This window comes from Leptospira fletcheri (assembly GCF_004769195.1).
GTDB lineage: Bacteria > Spirochaetota > Leptospiria > Leptospirales > Leptospiraceae > Leptospira_B > Leptospira_B fletcheri.
The window spans coordinates 1010257-1027130 of the sequence record NZ_RQET01000004.1; the positions used below are offsets into that span (position 1 = coordinate 1010257).

Annotated in this window: 15 protein-coding genes; 9 read left to right on the forward strand and 6 right to left on the reverse strand. The window is 47.5% G+C overall.

Annotation, left to right across the window (positions count from 1 at the left end; genetic code table 11):
- Position 1: 1 nt before the first annotated feature.
- On the reverse strand, positions 2–1789 hold the full coding sequence (locus EHO60_RS08040) for a SpoIIE family protein phosphatase (protein WP_135767608.1): 1788 nt from the start codon (positions 1787–1789) through the stop codon (positions 2–4).
- Positions 1786–3531: a SpoIIE family protein phosphatase gene (locus EHO60_RS08045; RefSeq protein WP_135767609.1), complete on the reverse strand. Its 1746-nt coding sequence runs from the start codon at positions 3529–3531 to the stop codon at positions 1786–1788. Before EHO60_RS08045 ends, EHO60_RS08040 begins: the two co-directional genes overlap by 4 nt.
- A gap of 201 nt (positions 3532–3732) precedes the next feature.
- Here EHO60_RS08045 and EHO60_RS08050 point away from each other — a divergent pair, with 201 nt between their 5' ends.
- The gene (locus EHO60_RS08050; protein WP_246028190.1) at positions 3733–4320 is read left to right on the forward strand and encodes a hypothetical protein; all 588 of its coding nucleotides are present in this window, start codon (positions 3733–3735) and stop codon (positions 4318–4320) included.
- A 17-nt stretch (positions 4321–4337) separates the two neighbouring features.
- Here the strand turns inward: EHO60_RS08050 and EHO60_RS08055 are convergent, their stop codons facing one another.
- On the reverse strand, positions 4338–5270 hold the full coding sequence (locus EHO60_RS08055) for a bifunctional riboflavin kinase/FAD synthetase (protein ID WP_135767610.1): 933 nt from the start codon (positions 5268–5270) through the stop codon (positions 4338–4340).
- A gap of 36 nt (positions 5271–5306) precedes the next feature.
- Here EHO60_RS08055 and EHO60_RS08060 point away from each other — a divergent pair, with 36 nt between their 5' ends.
- A complete protein-coding gene (locus EHO60_RS08060) occupies positions 5307–5921 on the forward strand; it encodes an LIC10729 family protein (RefSeq protein WP_135767611.1) in 615 nt (204 codons plus the stop codon).
- 100 nt (positions 5922–6021) lie between these two features.
- On the opposite strand, the gene EHO60_RS08065 is transcribed toward EHO60_RS08060, so the two are convergent.
- Positions 6022–6354 carry an STAS domain-containing protein gene (locus EHO60_RS08065; RefSeq protein WP_135767612.1) on the reverse strand — a complete coding sequence of 111 codons (333 nt, stop codon included), beginning with the start codon at positions 6352–6354 and terminating at the stop codon, positions 6022–6024.
- Between the two features lie 120 nt (positions 6355–6474).
- Here EHO60_RS08065 and EHO60_RS08070 point away from each other — a divergent pair, with 120 nt between their 5' ends.
- The 4 genes from EHO60_RS08070 to EHO60_RS08085 are packed head-to-tail and all read left to right on the forward strand — an operon-like array spanning position 6475 to position 9169.
- Positions 6475–7161, forward strand: a complete 687-nt coding sequence (locus tag EHO60_RS08070) for an LIC_12936 family protein (RefSeq protein WP_135767613.1) — start codon at positions 6475–6477, stop codon at positions 7159–7161.
- Between the two features lie 48 nt (positions 7162–7209).
- Positions 7210–7881 (forward strand): DnaJ domain-containing protein, encoded by a 672-nt coding sequence (locus EHO60_RS08075; RefSeq protein ID WP_135767614.1) that lies wholly within the window; start codon positions 7210–7212, stop codon positions 7879–7881.
- Positions 7882–7885: 4 nt separating this feature from the next.
- Positions 7886–8869, forward strand: coding sequence for a type I phosphomannose isomerase catalytic subunit (locus EHO60_RS08080; protein WP_135767615.1), 984 nt, complete (start codon positions 7886–7888; stop codon positions 8867–8869).
- A 9-nt stretch (positions 8870–8878) separates the two neighbouring features.
- Positions 8879–9169, forward strand: a complete 291-nt coding sequence (locus tag EHO60_RS08085) for an HNH endonuclease (RefSeq protein WP_135767616.1) — start codon at positions 8879–8881, stop codon at positions 9167–9169.
- A gap of 296 nt (positions 9170–9465) precedes the next feature.
- Here EHO60_RS08085 and EHO60_RS08095 read toward each other — a convergent pair whose 3' ends face one another.
- Positions 9466–11925: an ATP-binding protein gene (locus EHO60_RS08095; RefSeq protein ID WP_135767618.1), complete on the reverse strand. Its 2460-nt coding sequence runs from the start codon at positions 11923–11925 to the stop codon at positions 9466–9468.
- A gap of 139 nt (positions 11926–12064) precedes the next feature.
- On the opposite strand from EHO60_RS08095, the gene EHO60_RS08100 reads away from it, so the two are divergent.
- Positions 12065–12400, forward strand: a complete 336-nt coding sequence (locus tag EHO60_RS08100) for a DUF1292 domain-containing protein (protein ID WP_135767619.1) — start codon at positions 12065–12067, stop codon at positions 12398–12400.
- An 80-nt stretch (positions 12401–12480) separates the two neighbouring features.
- Positions 12481–13953, forward strand: coding sequence for a potassium/proton antiporter (locus EHO60_RS08105; RefSeq protein ID WP_135767620.1), 1473 nt, complete (start codon positions 12481–12483; stop codon positions 13951–13953).
- A gap of 64 nt (positions 13954–14017) precedes the next feature.
- Here EHO60_RS08105 and EHO60_RS08110 read toward each other — a convergent pair whose 3' ends face one another.
- On the reverse strand, positions 14018–14761 hold the full coding sequence (locus tag EHO60_RS08110; protein WP_135767621.1) for a motility protein A: 744 nt from the start codon (positions 14759–14761) through the stop codon (positions 14018–14020).
- Between the two features lie 523 nt (positions 14762–15284).
- Between EHO60_RS08110 and EHO60_RS08115 the strand changes: the two genes are divergently transcribed.
- Positions 15285–16835: a cellulose synthase family protein gene (locus EHO60_RS08115; RefSeq protein ID WP_135767622.1), complete on the forward strand. Its 1551-nt coding sequence runs from the start codon at positions 15285–15287 to the stop codon at positions 16833–16835.
- Positions 16836–16874: the final 39 nt, after the last annotated feature.

The following is a 16874-nucleotide window of genomic DNA, read 5'->3' on the forward strand; positions in this document are numbered from 1 at the left end:
CTTATTCCCGAATCTCCATGCAGAAAAGGGTCAGATCGTCCGTCATGACTCCGTCCCCGAAGGATTCGGAATAGGAGACCAGAGATCGTATTAGATTTTCGGAATCCTGAAAGGCCAATTTTCGAACCGCTTCCACAAGAGTCGCATTTCCCATGGGAATTCCTTTGGAGCCTCGAACTTCGAAAAGACCGTCGGAATAAAGCAGTATTCTGTCACCGGGACGAAGAGCGATGTCGTATTCCTCCAGAATCGGCGAGCCGATTCCGAGGAGCACGCTCCCTTTGCCTAGCAGTTCGCGCACTTCTCCGTTCCGCAGAAGCAACCCAGTATGATGGCCGGCATAGCTATAATCCAAAACACGGGAAATCGGATCGTACTTCAGGTAGACCGCGGAAATGAAATGTTGAGTTACGACCGAAGTCAGTAAGTCGTTCGTAAATAATAGACCTTCCTTCGGTCGGGTCCCTTTTCTTGAAACTACGCTGAAGGCGATGGAAGCCATTGCCGCGACCATTGCCGATGAAATTCCGTGTCCGGAAACGTCCGCAAAAAGAACCTCGATTTTTCCGTCTTGGGATTCGGAACAATTGAGCACGTCCCCGCCGACGTGATCGTAAGGGCGGAAGTAGGAAAAGATCCTGAATTTCGACGAATGCGGGAATTCGCGGGTAGTAATCGTATTTTGGACTTCTCTTGCGATATCCAAATCCTTGACCACTCGCGAATATAATACGCTGATCTTTTCCGAGGCTTCCTTTTTGTCCGTAATGTCCCTCAGGATAAAAACGTTTCCTTTATCCCTACCGGAAAGTTGTATTTCCGATCTGGATACTTCCAGGAATCGATTCGGAGAGGAGGAAAGAATTTTACTCTCTTTCGATCCTGCCAGGCTCGAGAGGTTCGATTTCACCTTAAAGTCCATTCGGGAAAACGGTTCGGGAGGAAAATTCTCCAAATAATCGGAAAGATCCAGTTTTTCCGGCTGGGCTCCGTGAATTCCCAACATCTCTTTCCCACTCTGATTCCAATAGAGCAGTTCCCCGGTTCTGGAAAGAAGGACGACACCTTCCCTGAGTTTGGAATACAACTGCAATGCGATTTTTTCCAAACGGATTTCCAGGAATCCGTACTTCGCGATCGCTAGAAAGATACAGACGGATTGGAGGACGGTGGCGCTGCCGCTTAAGGGAGGAAAATGGATTTCTCCTTGGGATTGCATGCGAGGGAGAATGGTGGTTAAAAAACCCAATGTGGTCGAGGATAGAGTTCCGAAGAAGAGTAGATAGCATTGGTTCCGAAATCTAGATTCCCGATTTCTGGATTCGTAAAGAAGAAGGGCCATAGCATAGACGGCGGGAGCGATCACGAATAGGTTCAGACTTACGACGTATAAATGTCCCGGAGAGATCGCATATCCCCAATATTTTTTTTCCGCGCCTGCGACGATCCAATTCGTCGTTAACGCGATCGGAAAAACCGCCAAGGAAAGCCCTCTGAAAAAGTAGAGGAGGAGGTTCGGATTCTTAGACAGGAACGCGAATATGAATTCCAGAAATAAGGTTCCTGCGAGGAGCCAGGTCAAGGAGGTAACTCGCATCATCCAACTCATCCATTCGACGGGCAGAAAAGACCAGTAGAGTATGATGGAAAGGATCCAAAGGCTGAGATCTATGGAGTAGAAAAGATACAGGTTCACCACTCTGTGTCTTCCCTTTAAAGCGATCACATAGATGAAAAGTAACAGATTCAAGAAGAGAGCGGATAAGGGGATGAGGAGATAGGGATTCATCGTACGATTTCCAAAGCCAGCATGGCTAAGTCGTCGTTGTGTCGTCCTCCGCCAAATTCGATCGATTTTTTTCTCGCCGATTCCAGAATCGAAAGGGTGGGCTTTTCGGAAGTTTCCCGGATCCAATCCAGGAAATTCTCATAGCCTAGGATCTCACCCTGATTATTTTTCACTTCGAATAATCCATCCGAATAAAAGACGACACGATCCCCGGATTGGACTCGGAACGAATAGTCGTTTAAAAACAGTTCGCGCACGGCCAAAATGATCCGCCCTTCTCCCTCCAGGAGGGTCGCTTCCCCGTTTCTCAGGACCAGGATCGGATGATGACCGGCATACGAAAAATCCAACCGTTTCTCTTCCGGAAAATAACTCGCATATACGGCTGAAATATGATGATGGAGTACGACTTTGGATAGAATTTCGTGGATCTCAGATAAGCTTTCCCTAGGGCTCATGAGTTTTTGAGATATGATCTGGAAGGTGATGGAAAGCATACCACCCACCATAGCGGAAGCGATACCGTGACCGGAAACGTCCGCGAAGAGAATGTCCAGTCTTCCCGAAGGATGCTCCATCACCCTAAGCATATCGCCTCCTACTTTTTCTATGGGCTGAAAAAAAGAATGGATCCGGTAGGAATCCTTTTCGGGGAATTTTTGGGTGATGATCGAAGATTGGGTGACTCTCGCGATCTCCAGATCGTTGACGATCTGGGAGTAAAGCTGGTGTATTTTTTCCTGAGCGATTTTTTTTTCGGTCACTTCTCGCAAAAGATACAACGTTCCTGATTCCTCCTCGGTAATCCTGATCGTGGATTGCGTTAGTTCGACGAAAGCGGCATTTTGTCTTCCTAAAAGTTGGAATTCCCTGGGTTGAGCGTCCAATTCCTCCCTATAATTCAGAAAGTAACGCTCCGGTTCGAATCTTCCCCCCGAAGAAACGGAAAACTGCAGCAGCTGAACTGCCGATCGATTCGCGAAAAAAAGTTCTCCTCCCTCTTTCGCCAATACGATTCCGTCGTGGATATCGCGAAACAATTCCACAGCGATCCGTTCCAAACTGATATTCAAAAAACCGTATCGAGTGATCGCTAAAAATATGAAGATCGCCAAGACCGATATGGAAACAGGGGTTAGGGGAGGAGAGAGAAACCATCCGTGCTCGTCGAGATTCAGCAATTCGGTATAAATACTTAATGAAATCGCGATCACTGAGCCGACGATCCACAGGTTCATCTGTCTACGCATTCTTTCGTTATCCGTACGAAATCTTTCTCTTACGATCAACATCAAGCCATAATAAGACGGGATGCCGACGACGACCGCACTCAAAGGCAGGAAAAGCCAATTCGGTTCCAGTTCATATCCCCAGTAGTAGAGCTTGGTTCCTTTTAGCACCCAATCCGTGGAAGTGGTTACCAGGATGGAAAGCAGGACCAGGAAACGGAACACGTATAGAAAGGTCTTGGAGTCACGGTTTAGGAATTTGTATACGACTTCCAGATAGAGAAGGCCGCTCGGAATCCAGGTAAAGCAGGTCAATTTGAAGACCAATGTCATCCATTCCGCCGGTAAAAAAGACCAATGCAGGATGTACGAGATCAACCAGAGATCCAGGCAAACCGTGAAGCGGAGAAAGTCTCCTATGACCACGCTCCTGAATCTGCGGGCGAAAACGTATGCGATGAGAAGGCTGTTTACGATAAATGCGGAGATCGGAAGAAATAGATAATAATTCATGGATCCGCTCCGCCTGAGACAGGCTAACCGGATTAGACCCTGAAATCAATCCCTTCTAAACACCCGAAAATGTCCTTTCCATGGAAAAAAGGGGGAAAAATAATTTTTTACAACTTCGTTTTTTGGATATAAAAGAGAAATAAAAATCGATTGCGTTATGCGTCATTAAGTATAGGTTAGTATTTATTAAGGGAATTGAATATGAATTTATCCGAAGGAGGCGGCTATGCGGAGAAAAAGTCCGGGATTTCTGATCCTGAAACGGATTCCCCCTACCTGACTTTTCCGGATGAGAGTCTTTCGGAAGAACCTATTCTATCCATAAAAGGGATTTCGTTTATTCCCGTGTATGTCTGTCCGAAATGCCAAAAGACGGTTTCCGTATTGTGGAAAAAAGGGCGGGGCCGATTGAGAGATTGGGCCACTTTCAGGGAGGAAGTTCGCACGATCCTGTGTACGAACGAGGACTGTCGGAGCACGTTCATGCCCGATTACGCAATCCGTTTTTCGACTTCGATCCCCATCTTATCCAAATTAGAATTATTAAACGAAATGAGATCCTGGTTTTACGATAGAACGGGTAAAAGCGTCGATTTCGGTCCCGACGACGTACACCCTAGTCTGACTTGGGACCCTTTTTCGGAGCTCGTACCGGATTGGCAGGATCGCATTTCACTCGAACTATTTGCGAATATCTTGAGGTACACTCCCCCCATCGATCTGGAAGCTGTTCTATTGGGTCGTCCTAAGGTGCCTTTGTTCGGAGGGTATAACCCACCTTCACGTTGAATCCAGGATCCTTTCGCTTAACGATCGGCTAAAATTTCGCGCGAAATCCGTTCGTCTTGTTTTAATTGGGCGATCAACGCTTCCACACCCGAAAATTTGATTTCAGAGCGGATCCGTTCCGAAAAAAGGACTCGGACCGTCTTACCGTACAAATCTCCCGAAAAATCGAAGATGTGGCTTTCGAGGCTGAGTTGTTCGTCTCCGAAGGTCGGGTTATTTCCGATATTAATCATGGAATCATAATATTTTCCGCCGATCTCGGTCTTTCCCGCGTAAACTCCTATCCCGGGAAGGATGAGTTCGGGAGAAGGTTTGACATTGGCAGTGGGGAATCCTATGGTCCTTCCTCTCTTATGCCCTTCCACTACTTCTCCGGTTATGGAAAATTCCCGTCCTAGACATTCCTCGGCTTTGGAAACTTCTCCCTCCCGGATCAGGGATCGGATGTAGGAGCTGGAGAGTTTTGTGTTATCCAGGTATACCGGTTCCAATTTTTCCAATTCGTATCCGTACTTGCTCGAGTATTGCTGCAATAATTCGTAATTTCCTCTGCGTCCTTTTCCGAAACAATGGTTGAAGCCGATCAGAATTTTTTTGGCGTTCAGCTCTCCGATCAGAATGTTATGAAGGAAGTCTTCCGCTTCCATGCTCGCGAGTTCCATCGTAAACGGGACGATCACCAACCAATCTATGCCGAAAGATTCTATCAGCGCCTCCTTGTCCGCTTGGGTCGTGAGGCTGCCTAGATCCTTATCTTTTCCGAGCACGAGGGCGGGATTCGGGTAATACGTGATCGCTACGGAAGGGAGTCCTGTTTCCAAGGAGATTTCTTTGATTCTCTCCAAGAGGGCCTGGTGTCCCAAATGAATTCCGTCGAAATTCCCGAGAGTCAGAACGGTAGACGTTCCTATCGTCTCCCCCAGGCGTTCCAGGTTCCTAAGAATTTTCAAGTTTCCTCCGCTCCGACGACCGATAGTCTAAACAACATGTTCAGGTTCCGTTTCGGCTGCTTCTTGTTTTTATTCCTAGCCACTGCGAGTCAGAGTCAGGCTAAGGTGGAAAATCGGAAAACGAAAAATTTCGAGAATTTTTCAAAACCGATGGGAGGTGAAGCGTACGTATCCGAAAATTACCGCACCTTTCCGGAACTTTCGGTTTGGGCCATGCATAACGGTTTGAAACTTGCGCCGGATAGAAAGGATCCCGCGCCGGGGGCAGGTACCGGAATCTTATCCGATAACCAATGCAGAATGATTCCTCAGGAAGGGTTGGATGTCTTGCTTACGGCGGATCCGGATCGGAAAGACACGATTTACGTTTATTTCGACCTGACGCTATTCGATCCTACGGAAAATTCAGCGTCTTTTCCGACGAGGGAACTACGGATCTTCGTGAATGGAACGGAAAAAAAAACCGTAAAATTTCCGGATCATGCGCTGTACTTAAAGGCCTTGTACGCTCCCGCTCCTCCGGTACGGATTTCCGTAGACCCGTCGGAACTGGTGGAGGGAAGACTGATCCTTCGTCTGGAATCCGTCGGCGTGGACGAAGGACGTTTTTGGGGAATCTGGGACGTTTTTCTCTCTTATTCCGCTCTGTAATCGACCGGAAACGAAACGATCCATTCGGAGTATTTTAAGAGATTATAATGTAATATCGAAAAAACGGCTTCGTCGGCGAGACTTGCCGAGATGACATAATTTAAGGGTATCGATTCGCAAATTCCGATTCGGATAAAGTTTGGAAGTAGGAGGTTAACCCTGCCACTTTGAACACTTTTTCGATGGCTGGTTTCATATTTGCGATAAAGAATTTACCGTTCAATTCTTGGACATAATTGAGTTGCTTAATCAGCATTCCGATTCCGGAAGAATCGATATAATTCAGTTTTTCCAAGTTGATGACCACGTTATTATTATTTCGGTCGATGTTCTGTTCGAAGAAGTTTTTCAGATCGATGGACGTATATATGTCCAAACTGCCCGATAAGCCGATTACGTTCGTTTCGCCAGATTTTCTGATGGTAATTTCCATATCGATCCCTTCCCTTTTCGTAGAATCCGGCCTGAATTCAACGAATTTTTAAGAAAAATCCGGGCTTTTTACGATAAAGGACGACACTAGTGGTAAGGAAATCTTCCGGAATCTGAACTAATGAAGAAAGCGACGTCTTCCGCAATTCTATTTTTTGTCCTGACCGTCAGCGCGTACGCACAAGATATCGAGCCGGACGGCCAGATCAAGATTCTTCCCTATAAAGACACTCAAATACGCGCATTGGAAGCTCTGAACAGCGACATCAAATACTTCCACAAACGGATAGAGGAGTTGCTTTCCTTTCTGAATAAAAGAAAAAAGATTCAGAACAACGAATACGTACAATTCATCCCGGCGATCGAAACGTACGAACTTCCGAATCGCGAACGATTTCTTTTCGATAAGAAATTTTTCCTGAAGGTTTCCGGGCAAGGACCCTTTAAATTGGAAGGGATCCGATTCGTGACACGCAAATCGATGGTAACCAAATTACGTCCGGTCAACGACGAACTGGGGATCCTCAAAAACGAAAACGTTTCGGCTCCGGAAGCGAACAGTATCATCCTTTCAGTCCAAAGAAAAACGGATGGCGGAATCCAGGAAGAGACGTATAATCTGTCTAATATTCGCAACCCGGACCAGAGAGTGAAATTAGTCCGCTCCTACCGGAACAACCTTGTGGAAGTCATACAAGCGATCACGAAATATGTGGAAGGTACCATACAAGCCGATAGACGCGATGTCGAGACGATGCTGGACGGTTTGGACCAAGGCGGATCCTTCCAGGAAGAATCCAACAAATAATCCTCCGGATCGTAAGCCGGCGATAGGTCGCAAAAAATAGGGTTCACCATGGATGCGGTTTGGGTGGACCATTATCGGGTCCTGGGAGTTTCGCAGGATGCCGAAGTCGACATTATTAAAACCAGATTTCGTGCGTTGGCAAAAGCTTTTCATCCGGATAACAAAAAAACAGGTTCGGCGGAGATTTTCCTAAAGATCGTTCGCTCTTATAAAATCCTAACTCAGCCCGAGGAAAGACTTCGCTTCGATGCCCAGCTTGCCCTTCGCGGCGGGCAAAAAATTTCGAATCCTTCGCGCACCTTTTTGATCCCCGCCTCCAGGATTATTTTTTCCGCAAAGGCGGTGGAGTTCGCAAAGAGAGGTCTGTTGCGTGCCGGCTTTCGGAACCGAGACCGCAGAAAATATACGGGAATCTACCATGATATTCGGCTCTGTTTGACGGAGGAGGAGCTGGAAGGGACCGTCTTAGCGGCGATTCCTTTGGTCGTTCGGGTGTTGTGCCCGGAATGTAGAGGTTCGGATCTGAATTGCGGTTCCTGCGGAGGAAAAGGAACGTACAAAAGTTTCCGTTATCTGAAATGGAAATCCGGACCGGGAACATTGATCCCGGGCAGGATTTATACTTTGGACCTTTCCGGCTTCCGTCCGGATTCGTTCACTCATTTCAAAAAAAGGGAGATTAAAGTTAAAATTGAAGTCTATACGGGCGGTAAAAAATAAGACTATGCAGAAGGTTTTAAAATTCCGCCCGATCTACAAAGAGAAAGTTTGGGGAGGCAGAAAGTTTGAAACTTTTTTGGGTAGGATCTTACCTGCGGGAGATATCGGAGAATCCTGGGAAGTTTCGGATTATGGTCAGGATCTTTCCGTAATCGAAAACGGATCCGCCGCCGGTCGGACGTTCCGCGAGTTTTATTCCGAGGATCCGGAAAACGTTTTAGGAAAGTCTTTTATAGGACAGGGCTTTCCCCTGTTGGTCAAACTGATCGATGCCCGCGAAAAATTATCCGTGCAAGTCCATCCCGACGACGAGTACGCCGAAAAATTCGATCCGGAAAGTTCCGGTAAAAAGGAAGCATGGACAGTACTCCAGGCGGATGCGGGCTCGAAGCTGGTCTGCGGTTTTGCAAGAGCTACGAGCAGGGACGAATTCGCCGAATTGGTCCGTAGTGATCGGGCCGAAGAGCTATTGAACGTCGTATCCGTAAAAGAATCGGATTCTTTCCTTTTGAATCCGGGAAAAATCCATGCGATCGGAGCGGGAATCCTGTTGATGGAAGTCCAGCAATCTTCCGATTCCACCTATCGCGTGTACGATTACGGTCGTCCCAGAGAGCTTCACTTAACAAAAGCGCTGGATGTGTTGGATTACTCGGGACCGGACCCGGAAGACCCTTTATCTCAGACGTCTCTTCCTTGGGAATACGGCGAGAGAGTTTTATTAACGGGAAACGATAAGTTCAGAATGGAACTTCTGAGCGTGAAAGAAGCCGGGGAATTCGTTTTGCCTTCCTTTTCCTCGGAGCCGGTATTTCATATTCTTATGGTTCTGGACGGAAGCTGTTCCGTGGAAGGGGAGATAACGTTAAAAAAAGGGGATACGGTTCTCGCGACCGCGTTCGGGATGCGGACCGGTTTGGCGATCCGAGCCTTAATTCCGGGAACGCGTCTTTCCTGGTTCGGACCGGGAAAGGATTGGATCTCCTAATCGATTTTTATGCCTGAAGAACCGTTTTTGCCCGAAGAACCCGTGTTATGGATCGGGGAGGAAGAGATCCAAAAACAGAGAAGGATCGCGAAAGAGCTCCGCAAAACTCCCTGGTGGAAAAAGAAAAAATCCGACGGGATCTGCTATTACTGTAGAAGAAAGTTTTCTCCGGAAGAACTAACCATGGACCATCTAGTTCCTCTCGCGAAAGGAGGGAAGTCCGTCAAGGCCAACCTTGTACCTGCATGTAAGGAATGCAATAACGCTAAGAAGAACAAACTTCCTTTCGAAGAATTTTAAATTTTTATAACCTATCCGGGAGAACGTTCGGATTCGAAGGTTATTGCCCCGCGTAACATTGGTAGGGGATTGCGGATTGCAGAAGGGCGAAATTGCAAAGATTTTTGTCGGAAGGATTCAGGAGACATGCGATCTCCAAGTCCTTGGTTATATCGGCGTCCTTCTGGGCCTCTCGGTGGCAATTCGCACTTCCATTGTTGCAGGAGATTCCGAGAACGCATGATGAAAGAAGGACCACAAACGCTATAAAAGAGAGAATTCTTCGATATTCTCGCATAAATTCTGTTCGGGGCATTTTATCTGAAAAGCGCGAGCAAGAGCGCTTCCCAATCTTTTCTGAGGGAAGGTTTTTGCATGTAAGCGTCGAAACCGGTGGCTTTAAAAACCGCTTCCGCACCCGGAAGTGCGTGGGCCGTCCAGGCTACTAGGATCGGAAGGTTTTCCCCGTGCTCCTTTAACGTGCGGACGACTTCGATTCCTGTCAGTTCGGGCAGTTCGATATCGATCAGCGCCAGATCGTAATATTCGGAAAATAACTTGGTCAGCGCTTCTTTGCCGTCTTTCGCGATGTCCACTGTCATATTCATATTTTCCAGGGTTTTGCGTGCAATGGTCCTGGCAGGTTCCCGATCTTCCACGATCAGAATTCTTTTCGGAGAGATGGATCGAATTTTTTCTCCCGTCGCCTCTATTCCTTCTCCTTCCTCTTGAGGAAAGGGAAGTAAGAAAGAGAATCTAGATCCTTTTCCAACCCGACTTTCGACCCGAATGCAACCTCCCATTAGCTCCACGAGTTTTTTCGAGATCGTGAGCCCCAAGCCGCTACCTCCGTATTTGCGGAAAATCGAAGAATCCGCTTGGACGAAAGGCTCGAACAGATCGGAGATCTTTTCCTGGGCGATCCCGACTCCGGTGTCTTCCACCCAGAATTCCAGGATACGAGATTGGAAATCCTCTCCCGCATTTTTGACTCCCGCGAGCACCTTGCCTCCCGATCCTGTAAACTTAACGGCATTGCTTATGAGATTTAGCAAAACTTGTTGTATTCTACCTTCGTCACCGACGTAAATGCCAGGATGGTGCTCGGGATATTCGAGGTTCAATAGAACCCTTTTTTCCTCCGCTCTCGCTCTGACTACTTTTGCGGCTTTCTGCAGGATCGCGAAAGGATCGAAAGGTATAACTTCCAATTCGAATCGATTTCCTTCGATTCTGGAAAGATCCAGCAATTGGTTGACCAGGTGGAGAAGGTTTTCACCGGATATCTGCATGATGTCCAGGTATTCCTGTTGTTCCTGGTTTAAGGGAGTTTCCGAAAGCAGATTGGCCGTTCCCATCAAACCGTTCAGAGGCGTCCGGATCTCGTGACTCATGGTGGCGAGGAAATCGTATCTATATTTCGCTTCCCCTTCGGCCCTATTTTTGGCTTCCGTCAATTGTCTGGTTCTCATATCGACTTTTTTTTCCAGCTCGATCTTTAATTCGTTCAAGTCTCGGTTGGCCGACTTTAATCGGGCGCTGACGATTCTGGAACGCTCCAGGGTTTTGGAAAAGGAGACTGCCAGTGATAGACTATTGGAAAAGATGAATACGAATACTGCCGGCGCTAGAATATATTTAGTTCTAATAATATACTGGGAAGCCAATATATCGTTAATCGAAGCGATTAGAATTGCGACGATACCGAATAGGAACAGCCAAATTCCTTCCCGTTTATAAACAGCGGCTTTGACGCAGCCGTAAATTATGAAAAAAGAACCTAGAACGACTACGAGCTGGAAAGGAACCAACAATCTTCCGTAATATTCTACGGAGAAAAAGATCGTGATTATGGAGAAGAAAGATAGCAACAGTAAGGACGCGCGTTCACTCCAGCGGGGAAAGTCCAGGGGAAATAAAGACGCAGTATAGGAAAAGAAAGCGGAGGAAAGCGCATAAGTGGTTAGGTATTCCAGCTTATGAGTGATTTCCCAAGGGACCTGCGGAAAAACCGTGTTGAGTATCCGATCTCCGGTGAGAAAAAATCGAAGAGTTCCGGCAAGGGAGAAGATTACGAAATGTAAAGGGGCTCTCTCTCTTCTCGTCAATAAATATGCTACGATCTGGTAAATGACCAATACCAGTGCGGAGGAGGAGGTCGCAAGATCTACGGTCAGATCGGCATACTTTTCCTCCAGGATCCGATTCCTTTCCCCTAATTCGGGCGCGAACCAGAATCCGCCTATGATATGGTGATAATTGGAGATTTCGAAAGCGAGTTCGCGCGTATCCGTAGGTATGTCCACAACAGCGGATGCGAGAAAGGGAACGGAAGAGGTTTTGTTTTTTCCGACCTTGCCCATTCCCGCGATTTTTTTCCCGTTCGCATAGAGGGAATATGCCGTTCCTTGGTCAGGAACGCGTAACATCAACGGAGGACAGTCTTTCGGAAGTTGAAGACGAAGAACATAGGTGGCAAACCCTTTGCCGTTCGGAAAGACCGGTTTTCCGTCGCTTACAATGTGGTTCCAGGTGTTCGGAATCGTGGTCGATATCGCAGGCGGTTTTAGCGAATCCGGTTCCGAGATCAGAAGAGCGTTAGGATAAATCTCCCATTCTCCATTCAGCGCTACGGATTTCCGATGGAAGTTCCAGCCGCTCGCATCCATGGTTCCGTTTTTCTGTCGGACGTCGTCTTTGAATTCCGGCCTACAAAACGCGAGGGTGCAGGCACAGCCGACCAAAATAGGAAGTAGATAATTTCTCTTTCGATCCATTTTGCTCGGTTTTCCGCGGGTGTGTATCCCACCCAAATTTCGGTTTTTTACCTTCTTGTCCACCCTTTCCGGGACGGCGACGGAACGGAATCTTGCCGGGTGATCGCGACTTCCGGCCGATGCAAATAAAGAGGGAAAAATGTTCGAAGAAGAAGACCCCCGATCCCAAGCGGAAGGTTCGGAATCGGGCGAAGAATTTCTAAACCTGATCGACGAGGAAGGCAATTCGCATTCGTTCCTGATCGGGGAAGTGGTGGAAGTCGACGAGGCACAATATTTTCTCCTGATTCCTACGACGGAAGAGGATCGCGACCTAGTAAACCTGGACGTCGGCTTTCTGAAAGGAGAGGAAAGTTTCGGATATTTTGCCGTTCGGATCCAAGCGGATGAATACGGAGAGGATCGCCTCATCGAGGTGACGGACGACAGAGAATTGGAGGATCTTTTGTACGAGCTGAATTCCGATGTTGTATAAAAAATCTCTCTCCATGAAGAGGCGAAAAAAAACGATTCGTAAAAAATTCTCCCTTTCGGAAAGTATCGCCTGGTAATCCGATGGAATTCGAGTTCACAATACTTGCGTTATCCGGTTTGATCATCGTCAGTATCGGTTTGCTCCGAGTTTCCACGAAATTCGGAGTCCCTGCGTTACTGATTTTCTTGTCCATCGGAATGTTTGCCGGGTCGGACGGAGTTCTAGGCATCCCCTTTTCCGATGCGGAGCTGGCCCGTAAAGTAGGATCGATCGCGCTGGCTTTCATTCTTTTTTCCGGCGGTTTGGAAACGGATTGGAACAAGGTGCGACCCGTGCTTTGGATGGGAATCTCGCTAGGTTCCTTCGGGGTTTTGCTTACCTGCATCTTTGTCGGATTGTTTTCCGTTTATGTTCTAGGATTTTCTCCCGTCGTAGGATTTCTGTTAGGCGCTGTCGTATCTTCCACCGATGCGGCCGCAGTATTCAACGTATTGCGGACTAGTAACACCGGAATGAGAAAGGGGCTGACGTCCCTTCTCGAGCTCGAATCCGGGAGTAACGACCCTCTTGCCGTTTTGTTAACGACCACGATTTTGGGTTTTGTCGGAAACGATTCTCCTTCTTGGGGGCTTCTGGTTTGGGAGATCTTTAAACAATTCAGTCTCGGCATCCTGATCGGTCTTCTTTTGGGCTATTGGATCTATCGGGGGATAAACAGAATTAAGCTGGATTACGAGGGACTGTATCCGGTCTTATTATCGGCCTCGGTATTGTTCGTCTTCGCTTCCACCGAACTCATCGGAGGGAACGCCTTTCTTGCGGTTTATATTGCAGGGATCGTCATCGGGAACCGGTCCTTCGTGCATAAACGAAGTAACGTACGTTTTATGGACGGAATCGGCTGGCTGATGCAGATCGTGATGTTCTTGACTTTGGGACTTCTGGTTTTTCCTTCCCGGATTCCTCCGGTCTTCGGTATGGGGATCGCATTTTCCATTTTCCTAATGTTAGTGGCGAGGCCGATCTCCGTGTGGATTTCCTTGATCGGTTTCAATGTGGATTGGAAGGAAAAATTACTGATCTCTTGGGTGGGCCTCCGTGGCGCGGCACCCATTATTTTAGCTACTTTTCCTTATGCGAAGTCTCTGCCGGAATCGGAGACGATTTTTCACTTGGTCTTCTTTACGGTTTTGACTTCCTTGTTATTGCAAGGTAGCACCATTCCGTACGTGGTCCGACTTTTAGGTTTACAGGCCGCTCTAGAACAGAGGGCCTCGTATCCCTTCGAATTCGAAAATAAGGATCAAAGCGATACCCAGTTGTTGGAGTATATCGTTCCATACGGTTCCGCGTCCGTAGGTAAGTTCGTTTATGAATTGGATTTTCCGGAAAATTCCCTGATTACTTTGATTTATCGCGGAGAAACCCATTTGGTTCCGACGGGTAAGACCAAGATGGAAGACGGGGACGTTCTTCTCGTTTTGACTCCCGTGGGCGCCGAGGGCGAGATTCGGGAGATTCTTTCCAGAATGAGCGATCGTAAGAACGCTTAATTTTGGGAGTTCGGCTATTTTATACATTATGTGCTCTTGTTTTCCGCGATTTCAAAAATTCGAATTATCGCGTTTCCTCTAAAAAAGGGGCCATTCGTTCGGCCAGAATTCTACGATTGTCTCCGGTTTGTAGGGAAATAATGCCTCGGATCATCGCTTGTCTTCTGTTACTTCTGACTCTTGCCCAACTCTTGATTCTGTTCGCTAACGGAAAATACAATAAGTTCGCGAAAGAAATTCCGTAAAAAGTCGCGATAAAGGCGGTTGCGATCCCTTCCCCCAGAGCTCTTGTGCCGGCACCTAGATTTTCCAATACACCTACCAGGCCGAGAACCGTTCCTATGATTCCGATTGTGGGGGAAAATCCTCCGGCGGTTTCGAGAATTTTGGCGGAGCGAATTTCTTTTTCTTCCAAGCCTTCCGCCGCTTCGAATAAGATCTCTTCCACGGCTCGTGGGTCGGTACCGTCTACGATCAATTGGATTCCTTTCCTTAAAAATGCATCCGGTACGGAAGATAGCCTGTCTTCTAAAGAGAGAAGGCCGTTTTTTCTCGCCCTTTCGGCAAAATCCAAAAACAAATCCGTTAAGGAGAATTCCTTTTTAGGGAACAGGGCTTCCCTTAAATGAAACGCCATGATTGCGAATTCTTCGATTCGGTAGCTGGCGAAAGTCGCTCCGGCCGTTCCTCCTAAAATCAGAATTAGGGCGGATATTTTTAAGAAGGATAGGAAGTGCGCCTCTTCCAGGGCGATGGCAAGTAGGACGGAGGCAAAGGCGGCTAGGATTCCTAGTAAGGAGGATCGCACGGAGCTAAATTAGGTGACTGCTTTTGGGGGACAAGCGTTTTAGGGTCCCCACCCGGCTCTGGGCGGGGGCCGGTGCGGTGGTACCCCGAAGCGCGACTTCGGACCGAGTATCAGAATTTTCTCGTTTCGACAAGAATGTTTTTTGGCCGAATTTTTGTGGGAGCTCCTGCAAAAAAGCGATGGGAAAAGGAGTTGTGAAAAGGACGTTTTGCGGTAGGGAACCAAGCGGCCTTTGGTCCTGGGCCACGCCTCACCGGGGTCTTTAAATCCCTCAATTCATAGTATCCAGTCCTCGTCTTTTTCCCCAAAAATCCCAAAAAACGTTCTCCGTGGCTAAGGTTGGCTTTTTGATTTCCGATACTCTAAGCGGATGGACCACAACCTCCCTGGTTGAGGAACCTCCACTGCGAATTTTCACTTCCAACCGAGGGGGCGGGTCCTCCGTCCTCTTGATTTTTCCCGTTTCCATGTTGCGGTGCAAAACCCGTTGACTTTTTCGCCCATATCGAAAGTTTTGACACAAATGTTGACTGCGGTAACCGTCCTGTTTCTTGCCATTTATGCCTTGGATATTCTCGGGCTGTTTTTCTTCGGGATCCACACATATATTATGGTGTATTTGTATAAGAAATACAACACGAACTGCGATACGGATCCGAGCCGAACTCTTTCCCTGGAAGATCCGAATTTACCCAAAGTTACAGTCCAACTTCCGATATTCAACGAATTCTATGTTGTGGATCGATTGATTGATTCCACGGTAGCATTGAAATACCCGAAAGATAAATTAGAAATCCAAGTTTTGGACGATTCCACCGATGAAACCGTTCAAAAAGCGGCAAATCTGGTCGCACAGTACCGGACCCAAGGGTTCAATATTAGCCACCTCCATAGAACGAACCGAGTCGGCCACAAGGCGGGAGCCTTGGATGCAGGGATGAAAGAAAGTACCGGTGATTTCATCGCGATTTTCGACGCGGATTTCGTTCCGGATCCGGATTTTCTTTTGAAAACCATGTCCTATTTCGACGATCCCGAGATCGGGATGGTACAGGCTCGTTGGGGACATATCAACGCAGATTATAATATTCTAACGAAAGCCCAAAGTTTCGGAATCGACGGTCACTTTATGATCGAACAGGTGGCTCGCAACGGAGCCAAACTCTGGATGAACTTCAATGGAACCGCAGGAACTTGGAGAAAAAAGACCATCGCGGACGCTGGCGGCTGGGAACACGATACCCTCACCGAGGATTTCGATCTTTCCTATCGCGCGGAATTGAAAGGGTGGAAGTTCCGTTATTTCAAAGACGTGGTATGTCCAGCGGAAATTCCCGCTATGATGTCCGCTTACAAGTCCCAACAGTTCCGTTGGTGCAAAGGTTCTATCCAAACTGCAGTCAAACTTCTCCCCAGAATTTGGAAAGCGGATCTTCCTTGGAAAACCAAAGCCGAAGCGGTCACCCACCTGATCAATTACTCCGTTCACCCTCTGATGATCATCAACATTCTCTTTAGCGCTCCGTTGCTTTTGATGGAATATTGGTCCGGGTTCAGTTTTTATGATCTTCCGTTGGAGGTTTTATCCGGCACCGCGGCTGTTCTTTCCGTAGGTTCGGTAGGGCCTCTCTTCTTTTACGCATATTCTCAGAAAACCCTGTACAAAGATTGGAAGCGTAGGTTGGTCTACCTGCCCATATTGATTATGGTCGGAACGGGAATCGCCGTGGTAAATACTCGTGCGTGGCTGGAAGCCGTTTTGGGAATCCAATCTTCCTTTAAACGGACTCCGAAACTCCGGATAGAGAAGAATTCCGACTCGGTCCGGGAAAGATTAAAATATACTGTTCCCTTGGATTTCCATGTAGTATTGGAATTCCTGCTGGGAGCCTATTGCCTCTTTTCTGTAGCTTTATCTTTCTTGGTCGGACGTCCTTATATCGTAGGTTTCCTATTGGTCTATGGAATCGGGTTTTTCTTCGTTTCTTTCCAATCTTTCCGGGAAGCCGCTTGGAAATACAAAGCCTCTCAGGAAGAGGGGGCCTCCCAGGAAGAAGTTCCTCAAGAAGCCTAATCGGCTTCTTTACGGGGAATAGAAACGGGTTGACTCCCG

Excerpts from the sequence above, each read along its gene's own strand:
- EHO60_RS08040 (WP_135767608.1), bottom strand. The coding sequence starts at position 1,789 with ATGAATCCCTATCTCCTCATCCCCTTATCCGCTCTCTTCTTGAATCTG.
- EHO60_RS08045 (WP_135767609.1), bottom strand. The coding sequence starts at position 3,531 with ATGAATTATTATCTATTTCTTCCGATCTCCGCATTTATCGTAAACAGC.
- EHO60_RS08050 (WP_246028190.1), top strand. The coding sequence starts at position 3,733 with ATGAATTTATCCGAAGGAGGCGGCTATGCGGAGAAAAAGTCCGGGATT.
- EHO60_RS08060 (WP_135767611.1), top strand. The coding sequence starts at position 5,307 with ATGTTCAGGTTCCGTTTCGGCTGCTTCTTGTTTTTATTCCTAGCCACT.
- EHO60_RS08065 (WP_135767612.1), bottom strand. The coding sequence starts at position 6,354 with ATGGAAATTACCATCAGAAAATCTGGCGAAACGAACGTAATCGGCTTA.
- EHO60_RS08070 (WP_135767613.1), top strand. The coding sequence starts at position 6,475 with ATGAAGAAAGCGACGTCTTCCGCAATTCTATTTTTTGTCCTGACCGTC.
- EHO60_RS08075 (WP_135767614.1), top strand. The coding sequence starts at position 7,210 with ATGGATGCGGTTTGGGTGGACCATTATCGGGTCCTGGGAGTTTCGCAG.
- EHO60_RS08080 (WP_135767615.1), top strand. The coding sequence starts at position 7,886 with ATGCAGAAGGTTTTAAAATTCCGCCCGATCTACAAAGAGAAAGTTTGG.
- EHO60_RS08085 (WP_135767616.1), top strand. The coding sequence starts at position 8,879 with ATGCCTGAAGAACCGTTTTTGCCCGAAGAACCCGTGTTATGGATCGGG.
- EHO60_RS08095 (WP_135767618.1), bottom strand. The coding sequence starts at position 11,925 with ATGGATCGAAAGAGAAATTATCTACTTCCTATTTTGGTCGGCTGTGCC.
- EHO60_RS08100 (WP_135767619.1), top strand. The coding sequence starts at position 12,065 with ATGTTCGAAGAAGAAGACCCCCGATCCCAAGCGGAAGGTTCGGAATCG.
- EHO60_RS08105 (WP_135767620.1), top strand. The coding sequence starts at position 12,481 with ATGGAATTCGAGTTCACAATACTTGCGTTATCCGGTTTGATCATCGTC.
- EHO60_RS08115 (WP_135767622.1), top strand. The coding sequence starts at position 15,285 with ATGTTGACTGCGGTAACCGTCCTGTTTCTTGCCATTTATGCCTTGGAT.